Here is a 20,257-nt window from a genome sequence, read left to right as displayed (position 1 = left end):
GCAAGCCTCAAGCTTCAAGCGGCAAGAAACAGCGGCGAAGCAGGCTTGGCAGGAAATGGGGAGCGGGCGGCAAGCAAGGCTGTTGCCTGTACTTGCCGCGTGTAGCTAGCTGCTGACCGCCGCTCAGAACACCGAGGCGTAGTCGCCCAGCTCGACCTGCACCGACTTGATGCGGGTGAAGTTGTTCAACGAGCTGATGCCGTTCTCACGGCCCACGCCCGACTGCTTGTAGCCGCCAACCGGCATCTTGGCGTCGGATTCGCCCCAGGCGTTGATCCAGCAGATACCGGCTTCCAGTTGATGGATCACGCGATGGGCGCGGTTCAGGTCCTTGGTCACCAGGCCGGCGGCCAGGCCGAAGTCGGTGTCGTTGGCGCGACGGATGACTTCTTCCTCGGTCTCGTAGGTGAGGATGGCCATCACCGGGCCGAAGATTTCTTCACGGACGATGGTCATGTCATCGGTGCAATCGGTGAACACGGTCGGGGCCACGAAGGCGCCCTTGGCGAATTCGCCGTCGGTCAGGCGCTCGCCGCCGCACAGGACGCGGGCACCTTCTTCTTTACCCTTGGCGATGTAGCCCAGCACGCTTTCCATGTGCGGGAAGCTGACCAGCGGACCGAAGTTGGTGTTTTCGTCTTCCGGGTTGCCGATGCGGATGCGCGCAACGCGCTCGGCGATCTTGGCTTCGAAAGCGGCCTTCAGGTGGCTCGGTACGAATACCCGGGTGCCGTTGGTGCAGACCTGACCGGAGCTGTAGAAGTTGGCCATCATCGCGGTGTCGGCGGCGCGATCCAGGTCGGCGTCGTCGAAGATGATCAGTGGCGACTTGCCGCCCAGTTCCATGGTCACGTCTTTCAGCGAGGAGCTGGAAGCGCTGGCCATGACCTTCTTGCCGGTGTCGGTGCCGCCGGTGAAGGAGACTTTCTCGATGCGCGGGTGCTCGGTCAGCCAGGTGCCGACTTCGCGGCCGCTGCCGGTCAGAACGTTGAACACGCCATCCGGCAGGCCGGCTTCGGTGTAGATCTCGGCCAGTTTCAGGGTGGTCAGCGAGGTCACTTCGCTCGGCTTGAAGATCATCGCGTTACCGGCCGCCAGGGCCGGGGCGGATTTCCACAGGGCGATCTGGATCGGGTAGTTCCAGGCACCGATACCGGCCACTACGCCCAGGGGCTCGCGACGGGTGTAGACGAAAGAGGTGGTGCGCAGCGGGATCTGCTCGCCTTCGATGGCTGGCACCAGGCCTGCGTAGTATTCCAGCACGTCGGCGCCGGTGACGATGTCCACGTACTTGGTTTCGGAGAAGGCTTTACCGGTGTCCAGGGTTTCCAGGGCGGCCAGTTCGTCGTTGCGCTCGCGCAGGATCTCCACGGCGCGACGCAGGATGCGCGAACGCTCCATGGCGGTCATCGCGGCCCAGATCTTCTGGCCTTTCTCGGCGCTGACCACGGCACGTTCAACGTCTTCCTTGGTGGCACGTTGCACTTGTGCGAGAACTTCACCGTTGGCCGGGTTGATGGCATCGAAAGTGGCGTCGCTGCCGGCGTCGGTGTAGCCGCCGTCGATGTAGAGTTTTTGCAGTTCGAAACGGGCCATAGTGTCCTCGCAAGTGCATTAAGTAGTTGGCTTGACCACCGCAGGCGCCCGGAAGTTCGGGGCGCGCTGATCAGTGGCGGTTCAGGGGCCGAGCGTTTTTGGTTGTGCTCTAGCGCTCCTGCTTAGCCAGTTGGAAATCCATGTATTCGTAAGCGATCTGTTGCGCCTGCTCGGTGTCGAAAGCGTCTCCCGACAGTGCACCGCGCAACCACAAACCGTCGATCAGGGCTGCCAGACCACGGGCCGCGCTGCGTGCTTCATCCAGAGGCAGAACGCGGCGGAACTGGCAGCACAGGTTGGAGTAGAGGCGGTGATCGTTGATCCGCTGCAACCTGTGCAATGACGGGTGGTGCATGCTGGTGGCCCAGAAGGCCAGCCAGGTTTTCATTGCCGGGCCATTGACCTGGCTGGCGTCGAAGTTGCCTTCGATGATCACCTGCAGATGGGCCCGCGGGCTGTCATCTGTCAGCGCCTGACGGCGCTCGGTGACGTTCTCTATCAAGGCGTTCATCAGGTACCGCATGGTGGCGGCGATCAGGCCATTCTTGTCCTGAAAGTAGTGACTGATGATGCCGTTCGAGACACCGGCCAAACGGGCGATCAGCGCAATGCTGGCGTCCCCCATTCCGACCTGATCGACCGCTTGCAGCGTGGCTTCGATCAATTGCTGGCGGCGTATGGGTTGCATACCGACCTTGGGCATCTGCTACCTCTCCTTAGGCCCGTCGACGGGCGTCATACGCCTGTCGACTTGTGGGCCAGTCTATTTTGTTTTGATTGAACGTTCAATCAACAAAGAATAAGATCTGCGACAAATCGTCGCTGCCTGAAGGAGTTCTTCCTCCTCGTAGACGGCGCAATAACGACCTCCGAAATAGCCCGAAACCTACATGTGGCATGGCGTGGACCGGCAAGAGAACGGACGTGTTGAAGGGGCAGGACGCTCTGGGGACCAGGGGATGAACTGCAGGTTCGTCACCGACCTTGGATGCGGGTGCGCAACGCGGCTTTTGCGGTTTCGGGTTTTTTCGGGGTGTCTTTATAACACCCGACGATCGGCTGCCAACTAACCGATTGGTCGGGTGCCGTGTTGCCTTGTGTCCTTCTCTCGCACTGCCTGGAGCATCTGTGCAATGAGTTCTGCCTCGCTTATAAAGACCCCACCGGAGAAGGTGCGGGTCAACGGTTGGGTGTTCTACACCTCGACCGCGTTGATCCTGTTGTTGACCGCCATTCTGATCATCGCCCCGCAAGAGGCCGGCAGAATGCTGGGCATTGCCCAGGCCTGGCTGTCCCGCAGTTTCGGCTGGTACTACATGGTGGTGATCGCCGCCTATCTGGTGTTTGTGGTGGGCCTGGCGTTTTCCTCCTACGGCAAGCTCAAGCTGGGCAGCAAGGACGACACCCCGGACTTCAGCTACGGCGCCTGGGCGGGCATGCTGTTCTCCTCCGGCATCGGTATCTCGCTGCTGTACTTCGGTGCCTCCGAGCCCCTGGACCACTACTTCAACCCACCCGAAGGCGTGGCCGGCAGCAACCTGGCCGCACGCCAGGCGGTGCAACTGACGTTCCTGCACTGGGGCCTGCATGGCTGGGCGATCTACGCCCTGGTCGGCCTGGCGGTGGCGTATTTCGCCTACCGGCATAACCAGCCACTGGCACTGCGTTCGGCCTTGTACCCGCTGGTGGGTGAGCGTTGGGTCAAGGGCGCGGCCGGTCACGCGGTGGACGGCTTCGGCATGTTCGTGACCCTGCTGGGCCTGGTGACCAACCTGGGGATCGGCTCGATGCAGGTGTCTTCCGGCCTGGAAAACCTGTTCGGCATGGAGCACAGCAACACCAACCTGCTGATCGTGATCATCGTCATGAGCACGGTAGCGACCATCGCTGCGGTGTCCGGTGTGGAAAACGGCATCCGCCGCCTGTCCAACCTGAACATCGTGCTGTTCAGCGGCCTGCTGATCTTCGTGCTGCTGTTCGGTCCGACCCTGCACCTGCTCAACGGCTTCGTGCAGAACATCGGTGACTACCTCAACGGCGTGGTGCTCAAGACCTTCGACCTCTATGTGTATGAAGGCGACAGTGCCAAGTCCGATCGCTGGCTGGGCCTGTGGACCCTGTTCTACTGGGCCTGGTGGATTTCCTGGGCCCCTTTTGTCGGCATGTTCATTGCGCGGATTTCCCGCGGCCGCACGGTGCGTGAACTGGTGGCCGGCGTGCTGCTGATTCCCCTGGGCTTCACCCTGGCCTGGCTGTCGATCTTCGGTAACTCGGCCCTGGACCTGGTGATGAACCATGGGGCGGTGGAGCTGGGCAAGACGGCGCTGGAACAGCCGTCCATGGCGATCTATCAGTTGCTTGAGCATTACCCGGCGTCGAAGATCGTGATCGGCGTGTCGATTTTCGTCGGCTTCGTGCTGTTCCTGACCCCGGCCGACTCCGGCGCGGTGATGATGGCCAACCTGTCCTGCAAGGGCGGTAACGTCGACGAAGACGCCCCGCACTGGCTGCGGATCTTCTGGTCGGTGGTGATCACCCTGGTGACCATCGGCCTGCTGTTCGCCGGCAACTTCGAAGCCATGCAGACCATGGTGGTGCTGGCGGGGCTGCCGTTCTCGGTGGTGCTGGTGTGCTTCATGTTCGGCCTGCACAAGGCCATGCGCCAGGACGTGCAGATCGAACAGGAGCAGGCGCAGTTGGCCGAACGCGGACGTCGTGGTTTCAGTGAACGCCTGACCGCCCTCGACCTGCAACCGACTCAGTCGGTGGTCCAGCGCTTCATGGACCGAAAGGTCACTCCGGCGCTGGAAGAAGCGGCGGCGCAACTGCGGGCCCAGGGCCTGGACGTGCAGACCCTGCTCGGCAAGTCCAAGCGCTGCATGGGCGTGCGGATCGAGATGGAAGAGGGCAACCCTTTCGTCTACGAAGTGAGCCTGGACGGCTACCTGGCGACGCCGAGCGAATCGGCCGACGCCGAGGAAGAGCGCACCCGCTACTACCGCGCCGAGGTGTACCTGCACAACGGCAGCCAGGAATACGACTTGATGGGCTTCACCCAGGAACAGATCACCCGTGATGTGCTCGATCAGTTCGAAAGCCATCGGCAGCTCCTTGGCCGTGTCTATAGCTGAGTGAAGTCACGGGCCGCTCCTGCTGGAGCGGCTCTACCGGATGCAGGAGCCGGCTTGCCGGCGACGGCGCCCTCAAGCGCTGCAAGGCTTCAGGGCCTCTTCGCTGGCAAGCCAGCGCCTGCAGAAGGTGGTGTGTCGTTAAAGCAAAACGCCGCGATTGCTCGCGGCGTTTTTGTGTCTGCTGCTTAACCCAGGTTCTTGCCGAGCAGCGCGTGGTAGAGCTCGCTGTCGCCAAGAATGCCCACCACCTGCTGGTTGTCGTGGAGCACCAGTTTGTTGCCGGTCTGGTAGCGGATCTGCAGGGCGTCGCGCATGCCGATGTTGGAGTCCACCAGGGTCGGGCGCCGTCCCAGCTCCTCCACCGCTTGTCCTGGTATCCAGTTCTGCAGGTCCATCTGCGAGCCGTTGCGGCGGGCGCCCTTGATGGTGTTGCCTTCTGCCAGGTCCAGCCAGGAGTCGCCGCCCGGGTCCAGGCACACCGAACCGTTGACTCGCTTGCAGTTGTCCAGGCTGCGCATCAGGCTGCGGCCGCACAGCACGTTCAACGGGTTGGTGTGGGCGACGAAGGTGCGCACGTAGTCGTCCGCCGGGTTGAGGACGATTTCTTCCGGCTTGCTGTACTGGATGATCCGGCCGTCTTTCATGATGGCGATGCGGCTGCCGAGTTTCAGCGCTTCGTCCAGGTCGTGGCTGACGAACACGATGGTCTTGCTCAGCTTGCGCTGCAGTTCCAGCAACTCGTCCTGCAGGCCCTGGCGAATCAGCGGGTCAAGGGCCGAGAAGGGTTCGTCCATCAGCAGGATGTCGGCGTCCATGGCCAGGGCGCGGGCCAGGCCGACCCGTTGCTGCATGCCGCCGGAAAGCTCGTCGGGTTTCTTGTTGCGCCACTGGGTCAGGCCCACCAGCTCCAGTTTCTCGTCCACCAGTTTGCGCCGTTCCTTTTCCGGCCGGCCCTGCATCTCCAGGCCGAAGCTGATGTTCTCGCGTACCGTCAGCCAAGGCATCAGGGCGAACTTCTGGAACACCATGGCGATGCGCTGGGTGCGCATCATCTTCAGTTCCGCCGGGCTGCAGGAGGCAATGTCGATCTGCTTGCCTTCGTGCTCGACGAACAGTTTGCCGCGGCTCACGGTGTTGAGGCCGTTGATGCAGCGCAGCAGGCTGGATTTGCCGGACCCGGAGAGGCCCATCAGCACGCAGATCTCGCCTTTCTCGATGTCCAGGCTGGCATTCTCGACGCCGACAATCTGCCCGGTCTTCTTCAGGATCTCGTTGCGGGTCATGCCCTGGTCCAGCAGCTTGAGGGCCTCGCGCGGGTCCTTGGAGAAAATCACATCGACCTTGTCGAAGCGGATAATGCTCATGCGTCACCTCCTACTTTGGCTTCAGGTTGCTTGCAGATGCGGTCGAGCATGATCGCCAGCAGCACGATCGCCAGGCCGGCTTCGAAGCCCAGGGCGATGTCCGCGGTGTTGAGGGCGTTGACCACCGGCTTGCCCAGGCCGTCGGCGCCGACCAGGGCGGCGATCACCACCATCGACAGCGACAGCATGATGCACTGGGTGATACCGGCGGCGATGCTCGGCATGGCATGGGGCAGTTCAATGCGCGACAACAACTGACGGCGCGAGCAGCCAAAGGCCTTGCCGGCATCCATCAACTCTTGTGGAACATCGCGAATGCCCAGGTAGGTCAGGCGAATCGGTGCGGCAATGGCGAACACCACGGTGGAGATCAGTCCGGGCACTACGCCCAGGCCGAACAGGGTCAGGGTCGGGATCAGGTAGACGAAGGTGGGCACGGTCTGCATCAGGTCCAGCACCGGGCGCATCATGGTGTAGAACAGCGGCTTGTGGGCGGCGACTATCCCCAGGGGCACGCCGATGAGCACGCAGACCAGGGTGGCGAACAGCACCTGGGCCAGGGTTTCCATGGTTTCCTGCCAGTACCCCAGGTTGAGGATCAACAGGAAGGACAGCACGACAAATACGGTCAGGCCCCATTTGCGCTGGATCAGGTGCGCGAGCAGGGCGATCAGGCCGATCAGGGCCAGGGGGTTGAACCAGGTCAGCGCGAACGTCACGCCGTGAATCATGGTTTCCAGGGTGGTAGCGATCGCATCGAAGGTACTGGCGCCGTGTTTCGTCAACCACTCTACGAAAGCCGCGATGTACTGGCCCAGGGGGATTTTCTGATCAATGAGCATGGTATTGAACGTCCGCATGCAAGGAAAAAACAGCCCGGGCGGGCGGGCCCGCCCGGCGTAAGCGTGCTACTTAGTTGGAGGCCTGCGCGAGCTTGGCTTTCACGGCTTCAAGGCCTGGTTTGCCGTCAATGGTGGTCACCCCTGCGAGCCAGGTGTCGAGCACCTGCGGGTTCTTCTTCAGCCAGGCCTTGGCGGCCGCATCAGGCTTCATCTTGTCGTCCAGCACGTTGCCCATCAGGCTGCTTTCCATGTTCAGGGTGAACGACAGGTTCTTCAGCAACTGGCCAACGTTGCTGCATTCGCTGGTATAGCCCTTGCGGGTGTTGGTGTAGATGGTCGCCTGGCCGAAGTTGGGGCCGAAGAAGTCATCGCCGCCGGTGAGGTACTTCATCTTGAAGCGGGTGTTCATCGGATGGGGTTCCCAGCCCAGGAACACCACGGCGGTGTCGCGTCGTTGTGCGCGTTCAACCTGGGACAGCATGCCCGCCTCGCTGGACTCCACCACCTTGAAGCCGGCGTCCTTGAGGCCGAAGGCGTTCTTGTCGATCATGCTCTGGATGGTGCGGTTGCCGTCGTTGCCCGGTTCGATGCCGTAGATCTTGCCGTCCAGCTCGGTCTTGAACTTGACGATGTCGGCGAAGTCCTTCAGGCCCTTGTCATACAGCGACTCGGGCACGGCCAGGGTGTACTTGGCGTTCTCCAGGTTGGCCCGAACGGTCTCCACGGTGCCGGCGTCACGGTACTGCTTGATGTCGTTTTCCATGGTCGGCATCCAGTTGCCGAGGAACACGTCCATGTTCTTGCCATCGGCCAGGGACTTGTAGGTCACCGGCACGGAAATCATCGTGGTCTTGGTCTTGTAGCCCAGGGCATTGAGCACGACGCTGGTGGTAGCGGTGGTCACGGTGATGTCGGTCCAGCCGACATCGGAGAAGTTGACGGTACTGCATTGTTCCGGTTCTGCGGCTTGTGCCAGTAGCGGCAGACTCAGCATGGCGGCCAACAACAGCGAGGGGGAACCTTTCATGGGGGGGACTCCTGGATGTTTTTCTGGCGGTGTATGGACCGCGCTTATAAGTGTGGCGGTTGGTGTGCCGGGGACAGCTCTACCACCGTGCCGTGCAATCGAGTCGAGACTGATCATGTACCAGTGAAAAACTGTCGCCTACAGGGTGCGTCGTATCCAGTACAGGGAGGGTCGCATCCAGTGTCGGTGAGGTCGCATACAGTGTTTTTCCGCAATTTTTCCTTCATCTGAGCCGCAAAAAACGCCCAGAACCCGCGCATGGCGCCTGGCGGCGTTGGTGGGCATGAGTGGGTCGGTGTCAGACGTTGCGGGGTACGGCAAAAGCCCGATGATGCGCCCTTCTCGGCGGATTGCAGCTTGAGCGTAGCAGCTCCGCCAGAGGGCGCTTTGGGCGCCTGGGCAGTGCTCATCGAGGGGTCACGCAGTAATGGCTATCAGTGTTTTCGACTTGTTCAAAATCGGCATCGGTCCTTCCAGTTCCCACACGGTCGGACCCATGCGTGCGGCGGCGCTGTTTGTCCAGGCATTGAAGGCGCGCCAGCTGCTGGAGCAGGTGCGACGGATCGAGGTGCAGCTCTTCGGCTCGTTGTCCGCCACCGGCATCGGCCACGGCAGCGACAACGCAGTGATCATGGGGCTGATGGGCGAATGGCCGGACGCAATCGATCCGTCGCTGATCGGGACCCGCATCGAGCGGTTGCGCGAAACCGACACCCTGCTGCTGGACGGGCGCCTGCCGGTGCCTTTCCTCTGGTCCCGGGACATGCGCCTGCTGGACGAGAACCTGCCCTTTCACCCCAACGCCATGACCCTGGTGGCCGAGGGGGAAGGAGGGGAGCTGTACCGCGACACCTACTATTCAGTGGGGGGCGGCTTTGTCGTCGACCAGGCCCAGGCCAGCAGTGGCGTGGCGGACCTGGACCGCAGCGAGTTGCCCTACGATTTCTCCAGCGCGGTGGAACTGCTGGGCCTGTGCCAGAAGCACAACCTGCGGGTGGCCGAGCTGATGCTGGCCAACGAGAAGGTCTGGCGTTCGGAGGAGGAGATCCGCACCGGCCTGATGGCGCTCTGGCGGGCCATGCAGGCATGCGTGGAGCAAGGCCTCAAGCATGAGGGCATTCTCCCGGGCGGGCTCAACGTGCGGCGTCGCGCGGCCAAGTTGCACCGCAGCTTGCAGGAGTTGAACAAGCCCAATGTGATCGGCTCGACCCTGAGCGCCATGGAGTGGGTCAACCTGTTCGCCCTGGCCGTGAATGAGGAGAATGCCGCAGGCGGGCGCATGGTCACGGCGCCCACCAACGGCGCGGCCGGGATCATTCCCGCGGTGCTGCACTACTTCATGAAATTCAGCGAGGAAGTGACCGACGCCAACGTGGTGGACTTCTTCCTCGGCGCAGCGGCCATCGGCATCCTGTGCAAGAAGAACGCCTCGATCTCCGGCGCCGAAGTGGGCTGCCAGGGCGAGGTCGGGTCGGCTTGCGCCATGGCCGCGGCCGGCCTGGCGGAAATCCTTGGCGCGACCCCCGAGCAACTGTGCAACGCCGCGGAAATCGGCCTGGAGCACAACCTCGGCCTGACCTGCGATCCGGTGGGCGGGCTGGTGCAGGTGCCTTGTATCGAGCGCAACGCGATTGCCGCGGTCAAGGCGATCAATGCTGCGCAAATGGCCTTGCGCGGGGATGGCCAGCACTTCATTTCCCTCGACCGGGTGATTCGCACCATGCGTGATACCGGCGCGGACATGCATGACAAGTACAAGGAAACCTCTCGTGGCGGGCTGGCGGTGAGTGCCGTGGAATGTTGAACCGGCCTTGGGCTCGGTGGGGGCGGCCAGCGGTGCCGGCCCGGGCCATGGCGCGCGCAAATCGCCCACGATCCCGGGGCCGCGCCACCTTTTAGCGCGTCGCAGATAGACACGTCGCGGCCCCGGCTGATGAGCGCCCCCGTTCGTCGGCCGGTTGTGCTTTGAGTGACACTCGCCGGTTCCAGCAGCAGGTGCTGGCCGCGCAAGTGCTACCTAAGTGCTCACAGCTTGTTCGCCGGGCGTTTGCCTGCGCCCTGCCGCGCTTCTAATCCGCACATTGAGAAGGGGCTATATAGACGGGTCGCGACGTCGTTTTCAGGAGTTATTGAATGCCCATTCAACTTTAGGCATGGCAATTGCTCTGTGAATATCAAGCCCGTCTCCCTTGAGGAACAGGGCACATAAAAAGAGCCTCCGCCTGAGGCCATCACCCGCTTTGTGTGAGGAGATATCGCGATGACGTCGTTCAACTCCGGGGCCCAACCCCAGAACCGTGCGCCTCAATCCATCGGCTTTCTGCTGCTGGACAATTTCACGCTGATTTCCCTGGCCTCCGCAGTCGAACCCCTGCGCATGGCCAACCAACTGTCCGGTCGCGAGCTGTATCGCTGGACCACCCTCAGCGTCGATGGTGGCCAGGTCTGGGCCAGCGATGGCCTGCAGATCACGCCTGACGCCTCCATGCACAAAGCCCCCAGCCTCGACACCGTGATCGTCTGCGGCGGCATCGGCATCCAGCGCACGGTGACCCGCGAACACGTCTCCTGGCTGCAAAGCCAGGCCCGTCAATCGCGCCGTCTCGGCGCGGTATGCACTGGCAGCTGGGCCCTGGCCTGTGCCGGCCTGCTGGACGGTTTCGATTGCAGCGTGCACTGGGAATGCCTGGCGTCGATGCAGGAAGCCTTCCCCCGGGTTGCCATGAGCACCCGCCTGTTCACCCTCGACCGCAACCGCTTCACCAGCTCCGGCGGCACCGCGCCACTGGACATGATGCTGCACCTGATCAGCCGCGATCACGGCCGCGAGCTGTCGGCGGCAATCTCGGAAATGTTCGTCTACGAGCGCATTCGCAACGAGCAGGATCACCAGCGTGTGCCCCTCAAGCACATGCTTGGCACCAACCAGCCCAAGCTGCAGGAAATCGTCGCGCTGATGGAAGCCAACCTCGAGGAACCGATCGACCTCGACGAACTGGCGGTGTACGTCGCGGTATCCCGGCGCCAGCTGGAGCGGCTGTTCCAGAAGTACCTGCATTGCTCGCCGTCGCGCTACTACCTCAAGCTGCGGCTGATCCGCGCCCGGCAACTGCTCAAGCAGACGCCGATGTCGATCATCGAGGTGGCATCGGTGTGCGGCTTCGTGTCGACACCGCACTTCTCCAAGTGCTACCGCGAATACTTCGGCATTCCGCCGCGGGATGAGCGCATCGGTTCCAACACCACCCAGCAAGTGGCGATGATGCCGCTGCCGCAAGCCATGGTGCTGTCGCCGCTGTCCGGCCCGCTGTCGGCCCTGAGCCAGGCGCGCAACGAGTCGACCTTCGCCAGCGTGCGCCTGTAGTCACAAGCGTTTCTTGAAATACACCACGCGCTCGGTTTCAACGAAGCCGAGCGCCTGGTGCAGGCTTTGGCTGACCAGGTTGTCCAGGCTGGTGTCCGAGGCCATCTCCACGCATCCGTGCTGTTGCCCCCAACTGGCGACCTGTTCGATCAGGTGCTGGGCGATGCCCTGGCGACGGTAGCCGGGGAGCACATAGATGCCTTCGAGAAAGACCACGGGGGAGCTGTCGGTGCCGTTGACGTAGTCGTGGCGCAACGCCGCCTCCGCCAGGCCCACGGCCTCACCGTTCTCGGCATGGGCCAGCCAGCACCCGTAGCGCTGAGGCTCGGCCAGCATCTGCCGGATTTCCGCCTGGTGCTCGTCCGGCGGGCAATCGGGCCACAGGCCCTGGCGCAATTGCAGCCACCCGCCAGTGTTGGCGGGTGAGCCTGGTTGAATGGAGATCATGGGCGTGCCTGTATTTTCCGCAGGACCCGCACTCTAGCAATTGCCTCGGGTTCGGGGAAATTCACGCACGTTTTTGCTGCAGGTACTCGGCCAGGGCTGGCAGCAACTGGCGGTCGATGGCCTGGCGCACTGCCGGCAGAATCGTCGCATTGCCGGTGAGCATCTGCTCGACCATGCCCTTGAGCGCCTTGGCTCGTGCATCGCTCAAGCCCCTTACCGCACATTCACAGGCCTGCTCGGCGCTGGCGCCTGCGGGCATCTCGAAACCCAGGGCCCGCAGTTGCCCCAGCAGGTCGTCCTGATCAATCAAATCCGCATGCATCATGACTCTTATCCTTTTTCAGGGAGCGTGGTCGTCAGTCGATTCTGGTAGGCCGTCCCGGTGGCGGCAAGGGCAGATTGTCGCGATGGCCCGTTTACCTATGAACAGGTCGTTTTCGGCTAACTCGGCGATCGGCAGGCGATGGCCACTGCCGGTTGCAACGGCTGTGCAATTGTCTTCCGGGGCTTGCTTGTGGGGCCTGGGGCTTGCATAAAGGCGGGTACTCAAGCGGGTCGGTCGCCGAGGGCCAGGCTGCACCGCCGCTGGATTGGAAACCATGGAGCTGTAGTCGATGAAACTGATGTTCAGAGTGTGTTGGGTCGGTTTGTTCTGGATGATTTCCAGCGCGGCTTCGGCGTCTCCCGAGTGTGCGGATTTTCTCCGAGCCATGGCCGAGCCGCCGCCGTCCCTGGAGTTTTTGCGCTGTGAGTCGGCGCCGGCATCCCAGGGGGCCCCGCTGACCGCCAGCTACAGAGTCAAAGGCCGGGATGCCCATGAGGTCGAGCGGTATCTGCAGCGGAAAATGGGCTTGGAGCATGACCTGAGGTTCGTCTGCTGTGGCTGGGAAACCCAGGGCTTCTTTTCCTATCGAGACAAAGCCAGCGATCGCCGTTACCAGATCGGCATGGGGTCTGAAGAGACGCCCTACAACCAGCGGCAGGACTGGGACAAGATCGGTTATTTCTACGTGACGGTGGTGTTCTATACCGAGGAAGTCTGAAGGCGCCGGAATGGCCCTTTTACCTACGGCCAGGTCGTTTTCGGCTAATCGATGCCAGGGCGGAGTCGGCAGACTGCAAGCAGCTGGCGTCGTGTGGGTTTGGTCACCTTCTCACCGCAGCTCCTCAAAGCAGTAGTCCCTGCCTCGATCCTGTCACGGCTTGATCGGGGCTTTTTTTTGCCTGTGGAAGGCTCGCCGGCAAGTTTCGCCGGCAAGCCGGCTCCTACGGGGGAGCTGGGGGCGGGTGGGGTGAGGATCAGCGTTCCAGCACGAGGATTCTGGAGAGCAGTTCGTCACGGTCGATGTAGCACCCCTGGAAATGCCGGGCGCCGCTGGCCGGATCGAAGGCATTGCGCGCGTGCAGGGTACGGCGGTTGTCGAAACACCAGAGCTGGCCCGGGTCCAGGCGGCGAATCACCCGGAACCTGGCCTCGCGGGTCATGGCAATAAAGCGCCGGTAGGCGCGATACAGCACCGGCATCTGTTCTTCCGAGGTGTCGAACGGGCCGCGCAGGAAGTTGGCCATGCGGATTTCCGCGACTTGGCCCAGGGCGTCCAGGGCAATGATTGGCGCCAGGCAACGGTAGTCGCTGTGGCGGTCCTTGTTGCGAAACTCCACGGGAATTTCGCACAGCGCACGAAACGCCTCGGGGGCTTCCCGGCGCAGGGCATCGGCGATGGCAAAGCCGTCGACGAAAATGCTTTCACCACCCTCTGCGTCATTCACCAGGCAGTGGAGAAATTGCAGCCCCGGCTGCAGTTCGCGGGTTGGCAGGTCGCTGTGCAACGGCAAGTTGAAAGCGGTATAGGCGTTGCTGTCGGCATCGGCCTTGGATTGCACGTTGAACAGCACGCCGAAATTGCTTTCGCGGATAAACGAGATGCGCTTGGCGATCAACGCCAGGGAGCCGGGTTCGGTGGGTGCTCCCCGAACCTGGGTCAGGCCGGTATCGCGCAGGGCCCGCAACCATTGCAGCAGTGCTTGAGGATCCTCCATCAGCGCCCGGTACTCGAACACGGGCAGCTGCAGGCTGGCGTCCCACAGCTGGCGTCGAGCCCTGGCGGCCTGCCGTTCCTCGCGTGATTGCCAGTCGTAGGCGTGGGCTCGCAGCCAGCCGGGGTCGAAGCGGCTGTGGTGGCCGTCTGCCCAGTCGAGGTTCAGGCAGCCGTCGGCATCAATGCGCGCTGCAGTGCACGCGAGGTCTTCGGCAACATCGACGATTTCCAGCACCTGTTCGCGGGTCACGCTGTAGACGCATTGCGAGCAGGGGCAGTTATCCCGCAGCCATTGATGGTGAAAAGGGCTGAGACGCCCGTCGGCCCAGTGCACCTGGACCCGGTCCGGCAGGACCTGGGCACTGGCCAGCGCGCTGATCAACGGATAACTGCGGTAGTCGGCAAGGGCGGCGGTGTTCACGGCGATCTCCTGTTCTGCTGATTATTTTTCCGCGGGCAAGCCGATCACCCGGCCCAGGCAGGTCGGGCGCGGCAGGTCGGCCTGCTCGGCGGCCAGGGTTTGCAGGCGTTGCAGCACCGGCTCGCTGAACGGCGCCGAACGCGGCCCGGCCAGGTCGACGTGGAGCAGCATCTGCTCGTTACCGGCCAGCTCCAGCGGGTCACCGACCTGGTGCAGGCTGTGGTACAGGTGCAGGCGCTTGCGGTCGTGGCCGATGATCTGGGTATGGACTTCGACCTCGCTGTCGAGCTTCACCTCGTGCAGGTAGTTGAGGTGCAACTCCAGGGTGAACAGCGAATGACCGCTGGCTTCGCGGTTGTCGCTGTCGAGCCCCAGGCGATCCATCAGGGCATCGGTGGCGTAGCTGAAGATCAGCAGGTAGAAGGCATCGCGCAGATGGCCGTTGTAGTCGACCCAGTCGCGGATGATGCGGGTGCTGTAGGTGGTCAGGGCAGGCATAGGGTCACCGGATAACTGTAGGAGCCGGCTTGCCGGCGAAGGCGTCCGTTGGGTTTGCAGCCTGGCTTGAGGGCCTCTTCGCTGGCAAGCCAGCTCCTACGGGGTTGGGTTAGTCGTGAAAGTGCATGCCGTGCTTGGCCTTGGTGGTTTTCACCGCCTCCAGCACCGCCAGCAGGCAGTCATCACGATAGCGCTCCAGGGCCGCAATGCTGTGGCTGCCCAGTTGCTCGGCGGTGCCTTCGACCACATCGTCGATCAGCTTGTCGGTCAGCTCCGGGGCCGGCAGGTAGGTCCAGGGCAGTTGCAGCGCCGGGCCGAACTGGGCCATGAAGTGGCGCATGCCGGCGTCGCCGCCGGCCAGGGTGTAGGTGAGGAAGGTGCCCATGAACGACCAGCGCAGGCCGGCGCCAAAACGGATCGCATCGTCGATTTCCCCGGTGGTCGCCACGCCGTCGTTGACCAGGTGCAGGGCCTCGCGCCACAGGGCTTCGAGCAAACGATCGGCGATGAACCCGGGGACTTCCTTGCGCACGTGCAAAGGCCGCATCCCCAGGGATTCATAGACCTTGATCGCGGCCTGGACCGCTTCGGGTGCGGTGCGCTGGCCACCCACCACCTCCACCAGCGGCAGCAGGTACACCGGATTGAACGGGTGGCCGACCACGCAGCGTTCCGGGTGGCTCGAGTCCTCGTAGAATTCGCTGGGCAGCAGGCCCGAGGTGCTGGAGCCGATCAGTGCGTCAGGCTTGGCCGCGGCGCTGATTTTGCGGTGCAGTTCCAGCTTGAGTTCCAGGCGCTCGGGGGCGCTTTCCTGGATGAAGTCGGCATCCTTCACGCATGCCTCGATGGTGTCGACGAAGCGCAGGCGCTGTTGTGATGCTCCAGGGGCCAGCCCTTGTTTTTCCAGCGCGCCCCAGGCGTTGGCGACGCGCTTGCGCAGGGCCGCTTCGGCGCCGGGCGCCGGGTCCCAGGCCACTACGTCGAGGCCGTGGGCCAGGGCCCGGGCCACCCAGCCGCTGCCGATCACGCCGCTGCCCAGAGCGGCGAAGGTTTTGATGTTGGTGATAAAAGTCATCGCGTCTTCCTGGAAAAAGAGTCTGTAGAAGCGGGTTCGCCAGCGAAGCGGTTGGCGGCCTTGCGGGCCTCTTCGCCGGCAAGCCGGCTCCTACGGGGGAGGGTGGGGTCGGCTTAGCTGCGTTGCTTCAGGCCCATTTTCTGCCGGCCTTCGGCGGGGGTCAGGACCCGGGCGCCGAGGCGGCTGAGGATCTCCGTGGCCCGTTCCACCAGTTGGCCGTTGGTGGCCAGCACACCCTTGTCCAGCCACAGGTTGTCTTCCAGGCCGACCCGCACGTTGCCCCCCAGCAGTACCGCTTGCGCGGCCATGGGCATCTGCATGCGGCCAATCCCGAAGCCGGCCCAGACCGCGCCCTGCGGCAGGTTGTCGACCATGGCCTTCATGGTGGTGGTGTCGGCCGGCGCGCCCCAGGGAATGCCCAGGCACAGTTGGAACAGCGGGTCATCCAGCAGGCCTTCCTTGATCATCTGCTTGGCGAACCACAGGTGGCCGGTGTCGAAGATCTCCAGTTCGGCCTTCACTCCCAGCTCCTGGATACGCTTGGCGCCGGCCCGCAGCTGGGCCGGGGTGGAGACGTAGATGGTGTCGCCATCGCCGAAGTTCAGGGTGCCGCAGTCCAGGGTGCAGATTTCCGGCAGCAGCTCCTCGACGTGGGCTAGGCGGGTCAGCGGGCCCACCAGGTCGGTGTTGGGGCCGAACTCCATGGGGTTCTCGCCGCTGCCGATCTCCAGGTCACCGCCCATGCCGGCGGTGAGGTTGACGATGATGTCGATGTCGGCCTCGCGAATGCGCTCCATCACTTCGCGGTACAGCGCTACATCGCGGCTGAACTTGCCGGTGGCGGGGTCGCGCACATGGCAGTGGACCACGGTGGCGCCGGCCTTGGCGGCTTCTACGGCGGCCGCGGCGATCTGTTTCGGGGTGACCGGCACGTGGGGGCTCTTGGCGGTCGTGTCGCCAGCACCGGTGAGTGCGCAGGTGATGATGACGTCGTGGTTCATGGTGCGGTTCCTTACAGGCGTGTTTGCTGGGGGCGTGAGCTGGCCGTGCGCAGCCCGGGGCGGGCTGCGGGGCGCTGGTGGCGGTGGCTTATTTGCTGGTCAGTTGCAGGTGTTCGGCGGCCGGCCGGCCATCGAAGGTGGTGACCCCCTCCAGCCAGCGCTGCTGGTCCTGCGGGTGGTCCTTGAGCCATTGCCGGGCGGATTCCAGGGCATCCTTGTGATCCAGCAGCGGCTGCATCATGCGGCTCTCGTCTTCGGCGCTGAAGGTCAGGTTGGTCAACAGCCGGTGCACGTTCGGGCACTGCTCGGCGTAGTTCGGCGCGGTGACGGTCCACACCGTGGCCTGGCCTTCGTTGGGCCCCAGGGCGTTTTCGCTGCCGCTGAGGTAGGTCATCTTGAAGTTGACGTTCATCGGGTGCGGTGCCCAGCCGAAGAACACGATGGCTTCGTTGCGTTTTACCGCCCGGGCCACCGCCGACAACATGCCCGCCTCACTGGATTCCACCAACTGGAACTGGCCCAGGCCGAACTGGTTCTTGGCGATCATTTCCTTGATCTGGGTATTGGCTCCCGAACCCGGTTCGATGCCGTAGATCTTGCCTCCCAGTTCCTTCTGGAACTTGGCGATATCGGCGAAGGTCTTCAGGCCCTTGTCTGCCAGGTAGGCCGGCACGGCCAGGGTGGCGCGGGCGTCCTTGAGGCTCGGTTCGGCCAGGACCTTGACCTGGTTGGCGTCGACGAAGGGGGTGATGGTCTGGGTCATCAGCGGGTTCCAGTAGCCCAGGAACAGGTCCAGGCGCTGGTCACGGATGCCGGCGAAGATGATCTGCTGGGAGGCGCTGGTCTGCTTGGTCTTGTAGCCGAGGCCGTCGAGCAGGACCTGGGTCAGGGCGCTGGTGGCGATCACGTCGGTCCAGTTGACCACGCCCAGGCGCACGTTCTGGCAACTGGCGGCATCGGCGGCCAGGGCCCCGTTGCTCAGAAAAACGCTACCACTAAGCGCAAGCACACAGCTGCTGATCAGTCGTTTCATGATGCTTTCCTCGGCAGGTCGTTATTGTCGGTCCCGGCGTCTTTGTGCGCAGGTGATGCCAAGGTACGCAGGCGCCGCCGCTGGCAAACGCACAGCGGCGACCGACTCTTGCACTGCAGCGACCTGCCCCCTTGTGGCACCGGGGCATTTGGCGTATCACAAGGCCCACGCTGGCCGTCACCGGAGTGCGTTGCATGTCCCAGGACTTCTACTTCCTGCTGATGCCGGGGTTTTCCGCCATCGGTTTCATTTCCGCCATCGAGCCGCTGCGGGTGGCCAACCGCTTTCGTGGCGAGCTGTACCGCTGGCATGTGCTGAGCGCCGACGGCGGCGCGGTGCTGGCCAGCAATGGCATGTCGGTGAATGTCGATGCGGCCCTGGAGCCGCTGAACAAAGGCGCAACCTTGTGGGTGGTGGCCGGTTTCGAGCCGCTGAAGTTCCTCACCCCGGCCCTGGAGCACTGGTTGCGGCGGCTGGAGGTGGAGGGGGTGACCCTGGGCGGGATCGACACCGGTAGCGTGATCCTCGCCGAGAGCGGCTTGCTGGAGGGGCACCGGGTGACCTTGCACTGGGAGGCCATCGAGGCCTTCAAGGAGTCCTACCCGCAACTGAGCGTGACCCAGGAGCTGTTCGAGATCGATCGACGGCGCATCACCTGTGCCGGCGGCACGGCGTCCATCGACATGATGCTCGACCTGATCGCCCAGGCCCACGGCCCGCAACTGGCGGTCCAGGTCAGCGAGCAGTTCGTGCTCGGGCGCATCCGCCCGCGCAAGGATCACCAGCGCATGGAAGTCGCCAGCCGCTACGGCATCAGCAACAAGAAGCTGGTGCAGGTGATCGGCGAAATGGAACAGCACAGCGAACCGCCCCTGAGCACCCTGGCCCTGGCCGAGTCGATCAAGGTCACTCGGCGCCAGCTGGAGCGCCTGTTCCGCCTGCACCTCAACGACACCCCGAGCAACTTCTACCTGGGCCTGCGCCTGGAGAAGGCCCGCAAGCTGCTGCGCCAGACCGACATGAGCGTGCTGGAGGTGAGCATTGCCTGCGGGTTTGAATCGCCTTCCTACTTCACCCGCAGCTACCGCGCACGTTTCGTGCAGTGCCCGCGCGAGGACCGGCGCCAGTTGGGAGGCGGCCGGGAGCTGGTTTGACAGGGTTTTATAGTTAATTATACTCGCGACTATAAATTATAGTCCTGGCAATAATTGAGTATAAAACCATGTCGAAAAACACCGGTTTCGTGTTTCGTCGTCCTGCCCTGGCGCTCAATATTGCCGATGGCCTGGTGGGCTCCGGGATCCAGGACTACAGCTCGGGGTTGTTCCTGGCGGCGCCGCGGCGTACCGGCAAAAGTACCTTCCTGCGCGAAGACCTGCTGCCCGAGTGCCTGCGTCGAGGCTGGCTGGCGGTCTATGTGGATCTGTGGGCCAACCGCGAAAAAGACCCCGCCGAGCTGATCGCCGGGGCCATTGCCGGCGCGCTGGTGCCGTTCGAAAAGGGCATACGCAAGCTGGCCAAGTCATGGGGGGTGGAGAAGCTCAGCTTCCTGCGGACCCTGTCCTGGGACTTCAGTCGATCCCAACTGCCGGAAGGGGCCACCCTGACCCAGGCTCTGGAGCTGTTGCACAGCGCGGCGGGCAAGACCGTGGTGCTGGTCATCGATGAAGCCCAGCATGCGCTGAGTTCCGAGGCCGGGTTGAATGCCATGTTTGCCCTCAAGGCCGCCCGTGATCAGCTCAACCAGGGCCGCGACATGGACACCAGCGGCCTGCGCCTGGTGTTCACCGGGTCCAACCGGGACAAGCTGGCCCATCTGGTACTCAACCGCAACCAGCCGTTCTTCGGGTCGAGCATCACCCCCTTTCCCTTGCTGGGGCGTGACTTCACCAAGGCCTACACCGCGCACCTGAACGCTCACTTGGCGTCCACCAACCAGTTCAATGCCGAGGATCTGGACCAGGCCTTCGAGTGGGTCGGCCGGCGCCCGGAAATGCTCCGCAGCATCATTGGCCAGGTGGCTCTGGAACTGGGTGAGGCGAGCCAGCTCAACGAGCTGTTGCGCAGCAGTGCCGAAATTCTACGGGCCGGGGTCTGGAGCGAATTTGAAAGCGCCTGGAACGGCCTGACCGCCGCGCAACGGGCGGTGCTGGAAGTCATGGTCGAGCGCTCGATCAGCAACCTGCCCTTTGCACCCTTTACCGATGACACCCTGGCAGCAGTGGGCGAGGCCCTGAAGGCCTCGGGCAGCAGTACCATGCCCGGCACCCAGACCATCCAGGCCTGTATCGATGCCCTGCGGGAAAAGGAGCTGGTGTGGAAATCCAGCCGTGGCGCCTATGCCCTGGAGGACAACTCGTTCGCTGACTGGCTGCAGCACTACCGGCGCAAGTCGGACTGAGCCCAGGGCTGGCGCGGC

At 63.4% G+C, this 20,257-nt stretch carries 18 protein-coding genes; 6 read left to right on the top strand and 12 right to left on the bottom strand.

Annotation, left to right across the window (positions count from 1 at the left end):
- Positions 1–123 precede the first annotated feature (123 nt).
- Together betB and betI are read right to left on the bottom strand one after the other, a co-directional pair.
- On the bottom strand, positions 124–1,596 hold the full coding sequence (gene betB, locus ACZ5BO_RS32420) for a betaine-aldehyde dehydrogenase (RefSeq protein WP_011063942.1): 1,473 nt from the start codon (positions 1,594–1,596) through the stop codon (positions 124–126).
- A 109-nt stretch (positions 1,597–1,705) separates the two neighbouring features.
- Complete coding sequence (gene betI, locus ACZ5BO_RS32415; RefSeq protein WP_025131144.1) at positions 1,706–2,299, bottom strand: transcriptional regulator BetI; 594 nt, start codon at positions 2,297–2,299, stop codon at positions 1,706–1,708.
- Between the two features lie 487 nt (positions 2,300–2,786).
- Here betI and ACZ5BO_RS32410 point away from each other — a divergent pair, with 487 nt between their 5' ends.
- Positions 2,787–4,727, top strand: coding sequence for a BCCT family transporter (locus ACZ5BO_RS32410; protein WP_256245023.1), 1,941 nt, complete (start codon positions 2,787–2,789; stop codon positions 4,725–4,727).
- Positions 4,728–4,912: 185 nt separating this feature from the next.
- Here the strand turns inward: ACZ5BO_RS32410 and choV are convergent, their stop codons facing one another.
- The 3 genes from choV to ACZ5BO_RS32395 form a co-directional block, all read right to left on the bottom strand.
- The gene (gene choV, locus ACZ5BO_RS32405) at positions 4,913–6,091 is read right to left on the bottom strand and encodes a choline ABC transporter ATP-binding protein (RefSeq protein WP_025131146.1); all 1,179 of its coding nucleotides are present in this window, start codon (positions 6,089–6,091) and stop codon (positions 4,913–4,915) included.
- On the bottom strand, positions 6,088–6,933 hold the full coding sequence (gene choW, locus ACZ5BO_RS32400) for a choline ABC transporter permease subunit (protein ID WP_025131147.1): 846 nt from the start codon (positions 6,931–6,933) through the stop codon (positions 6,088–6,090). The genes choV and choW overlap by 4 nt, the downstream gene beginning before the upstream one ends.
- 70 nt (positions 6,934–7,003) lie before the next feature.
- Complete coding sequence (locus ACZ5BO_RS32395; protein WP_025131148.1) at positions 7,004–7,960, bottom strand: choline ABC transporter substrate-binding protein; 957 nt, start codon at positions 7,958–7,960, stop codon at positions 7,004–7,006.
- Between the two features lie 427 nt (positions 7,961–8,387).
- Here ACZ5BO_RS32395 and ACZ5BO_RS32390 point away from each other — a divergent pair, with 427 nt between their 5' ends.
- Positions 8,388–9,764, top strand: coding sequence for an L-serine ammonia-lyase (locus tag ACZ5BO_RS32390; RefSeq protein WP_025131149.1), 1,377 nt, complete (start codon positions 8,388–8,390; stop codon positions 9,762–9,764).
- A 456-nt stretch (positions 9,765–10,220) separates the two neighbouring features.
- Positions 10,221–11,324 carry a choline metabolism transcriptional regulator GbdR gene (gene gbdR / locus ACZ5BO_RS32385; protein WP_025131150.1) on the top strand — a complete coding sequence of 368 codons (1,104 nt, stop codon included), beginning with the start codon at positions 10,221–10,223 and terminating at the stop codon, positions 11,322–11,324.
- On the opposite strand, the gene aac(6') is transcribed toward gbdR, so the two are convergent.
- Positions 11,325–11,771, bottom strand: coding sequence for an aminoglycoside 6'-N-acetyltransferase (aac(6'), locus tag ACZ5BO_RS32380; RefSeq protein WP_464697482.1), 447 nt, complete (start codon positions 11,769–11,771; stop codon positions 11,325–11,327).
- 61 nt (positions 11,772–11,832) lie between these two features.
- Positions 11,833–12,096 carry a hypothetical protein gene (locus ACZ5BO_RS32375; protein ID WP_025131152.1) on the bottom strand — a complete coding sequence of 88 codons (264 nt, stop codon included), beginning with the start codon at positions 12,094–12,096 and terminating at the stop codon, positions 11,833–11,835.
- A 289-nt stretch (positions 12,097–12,385) separates the two neighbouring features.
- Between ACZ5BO_RS32375 and ACZ5BO_RS32370 the strand changes: the two genes are divergently transcribed.
- The gene (locus ACZ5BO_RS32370) at positions 12,386–12,814 is read left to right on the top strand and encodes a DUF4952 domain-containing protein (protein WP_464697481.1); all 429 of its coding nucleotides are present in this window, start codon (positions 12,386–12,388) and stop codon (positions 12,812–12,814) included.
- Positions 12,815–13,070: 256 nt separating this feature from the next.
- On the opposite strand, the gene ACZ5BO_RS32365 is transcribed toward ACZ5BO_RS32370, so the two are convergent.
- From ACZ5BO_RS32365 to ACZ5BO_RS32345, 5 genes are all read right to left on the bottom strand, one after another.
- Complete coding sequence (locus ACZ5BO_RS32365) at positions 13,071–14,231, bottom strand: gamma-butyrobetaine dioxygenase (protein ID WP_464697480.1); 1,161 nt, start codon at positions 14,229–14,231, stop codon at positions 13,071–13,073.
- Between the two features lie 21 nt (positions 14,232–14,252).
- Positions 14,253–14,729 carry a thioesterase family protein gene (locus tag ACZ5BO_RS32360; protein WP_464697479.1) on the bottom strand — a complete coding sequence of 159 codons (477 nt, stop codon included), beginning with the start codon at positions 14,727–14,729 and terminating at the stop codon, positions 14,253–14,255.
- A gap of 109 nt (positions 14,730–14,838) precedes the next feature.
- Complete coding sequence (locus ACZ5BO_RS32355; RefSeq protein ID WP_464697478.1) at positions 14,839–15,804, bottom strand: L-carnitine dehydrogenase; 966 nt, start codon at positions 15,802–15,804, stop codon at positions 14,839–14,841.
- 113 nt (positions 15,805–15,917) lie between these two features.
- Positions 15,918–16,805 (bottom strand): 3-dehydrocarnitine:acetyl-CoA trimethylamine transferase CdhC, encoded by an 888-nt coding sequence (cdhC, locus tag ACZ5BO_RS32350; protein WP_464697477.1) that lies wholly within the window; start codon positions 16,803–16,805, stop codon positions 15,918–15,920.
- An 88-nt stretch (positions 16,806–16,893) separates the two neighbouring features.
- The gene (locus ACZ5BO_RS32345; protein ID WP_464697476.1) at positions 16,894–17,838 is read right to left on the bottom strand and encodes a choline ABC transporter substrate-binding protein; all 945 of its coding nucleotides are present in this window, start codon (positions 17,836–17,838) and stop codon (positions 16,894–16,896) included.
- A gap of 194 nt (positions 17,839–18,032) precedes the next feature.
- Here ACZ5BO_RS32345 and ACZ5BO_RS32340 point away from each other — a divergent pair, with 194 nt between their 5' ends.
- Together ACZ5BO_RS32340 and ACZ5BO_RS32335 are read left to right on the top strand one after the other, a co-directional pair.
- Complete coding sequence (locus ACZ5BO_RS32340) at positions 18,033–18,992, top strand: GlxA family transcriptional regulator (protein WP_025131159.1); 960 nt, start codon at positions 18,033–18,035, stop codon at positions 18,990–18,992.
- A gap of 68 nt (positions 18,993–19,060) precedes the next feature.
- Positions 19,061–20,239 carry an ATP-binding protein gene (locus ACZ5BO_RS32335; RefSeq protein WP_464697475.1) on the top strand — a complete coding sequence of 393 codons (1,179 nt, stop codon included), beginning with the start codon at positions 19,061–19,063 and terminating at the stop codon, positions 20,237–20,239.
- Positions 20,240–20,257: the final 18 nt, after the last annotated feature.

Source organism: Pseudomonas sp. FFPRI_1 (assembly GCF_055384485.1).
This window is presented reverse-complemented; position numbering and strand designations above follow the sequence as displayed.

Bases quoted from the DNA above. Each gene is read 5' to 3' on its own strand.
- choV (WP_025131146.1), bottom strand. From the start codon at position 6,091: ATGAGCATTATCCGCTTCGACAAGGTCGATGTGATTTTCTCCAAGGAC.
- betB (WP_011063942.1), bottom strand. From the start codon at position 1,596: ATGGCCCGTTTCGAACTGCAAAAACTCTACATCGACGGCGGCTACACC.
- gbdR (WP_025131150.1), top strand. From the start codon at position 10,221: ATGACGTCGTTCAACTCCGGGGCCCAACCCCAGAACCGTGCGCCTCAA.
- ACZ5BO_RS32345 (WP_464697476.1), bottom strand. From the start codon at position 17,838: ATGAAACGACTGATCAGCAGCTGTGTGCTTGCGCTTAGTGGTAGCGTT.
- ACZ5BO_RS32375 (WP_025131152.1), bottom strand. From the start codon at position 12,096: ATGATGCATGCGGATTTGATTGATCAGGACGACCTGCTGGGGCAACTG.
- betI (WP_025131144.1), bottom strand. From the start codon at position 2,299: ATGCCCAAGGTCGGTATGCAACCCATACGCCGCCAGCAATTGATCGAA.
- ACZ5BO_RS32395 (WP_025131148.1), bottom strand. From the start codon at position 7,960: ATGAAAGGTTCCCCCTCGCTGTTGTTGGCCGCCATGCTGAGTCTGCCG.
- ACZ5BO_RS32355 (WP_464697478.1), bottom strand. From the start codon at position 15,804: ATGACTTTTATCACCAACATCAAAACCTTCGCCGCTCTGGGCAGCGGC.
- cdhC (WP_464697477.1), bottom strand. From the start codon at position 16,805: ATGAACCACGACGTCATCATCACCTGCGCACTCACCGGTGCTGGCGAC.
- ACZ5BO_RS32390 (WP_025131149.1), top strand. From the start codon at position 8,388: ATGGCTATCAGTGTTTTCGACTTGTTCAAAATCGGCATCGGTCCTTCC.
- ACZ5BO_RS32370 (WP_464697481.1), top strand. From the start codon at position 12,386: ATGAAACTGATGTTCAGAGTGTGTTGGGTCGGTTTGTTCTGGATGATT.
- ACZ5BO_RS32360 (WP_464697479.1), bottom strand. From the start codon at position 14,729: ATGCCTGCCCTGACCACCTACAGCACCCGCATCATCCGCGACTGGGTC.
- choW (WP_025131147.1), bottom strand. From the start codon at position 6,933: ATGCTCATTGATCAGAAAATCCCCCTGGGCCAGTACATCGCGGCTTTC.
- ACZ5BO_RS32340 (WP_025131159.1), top strand. From the start codon at position 18,033: ATGTCCCAGGACTTCTACTTCCTGCTGATGCCGGGGTTTTCCGCCATC.
- ACZ5BO_RS32335 (WP_464697475.1), top strand. From the start codon at position 19,061: ATGTCGAAAAACACCGGTTTCGTGTTTCGTCGTCCTGCCCTGGCGCTC.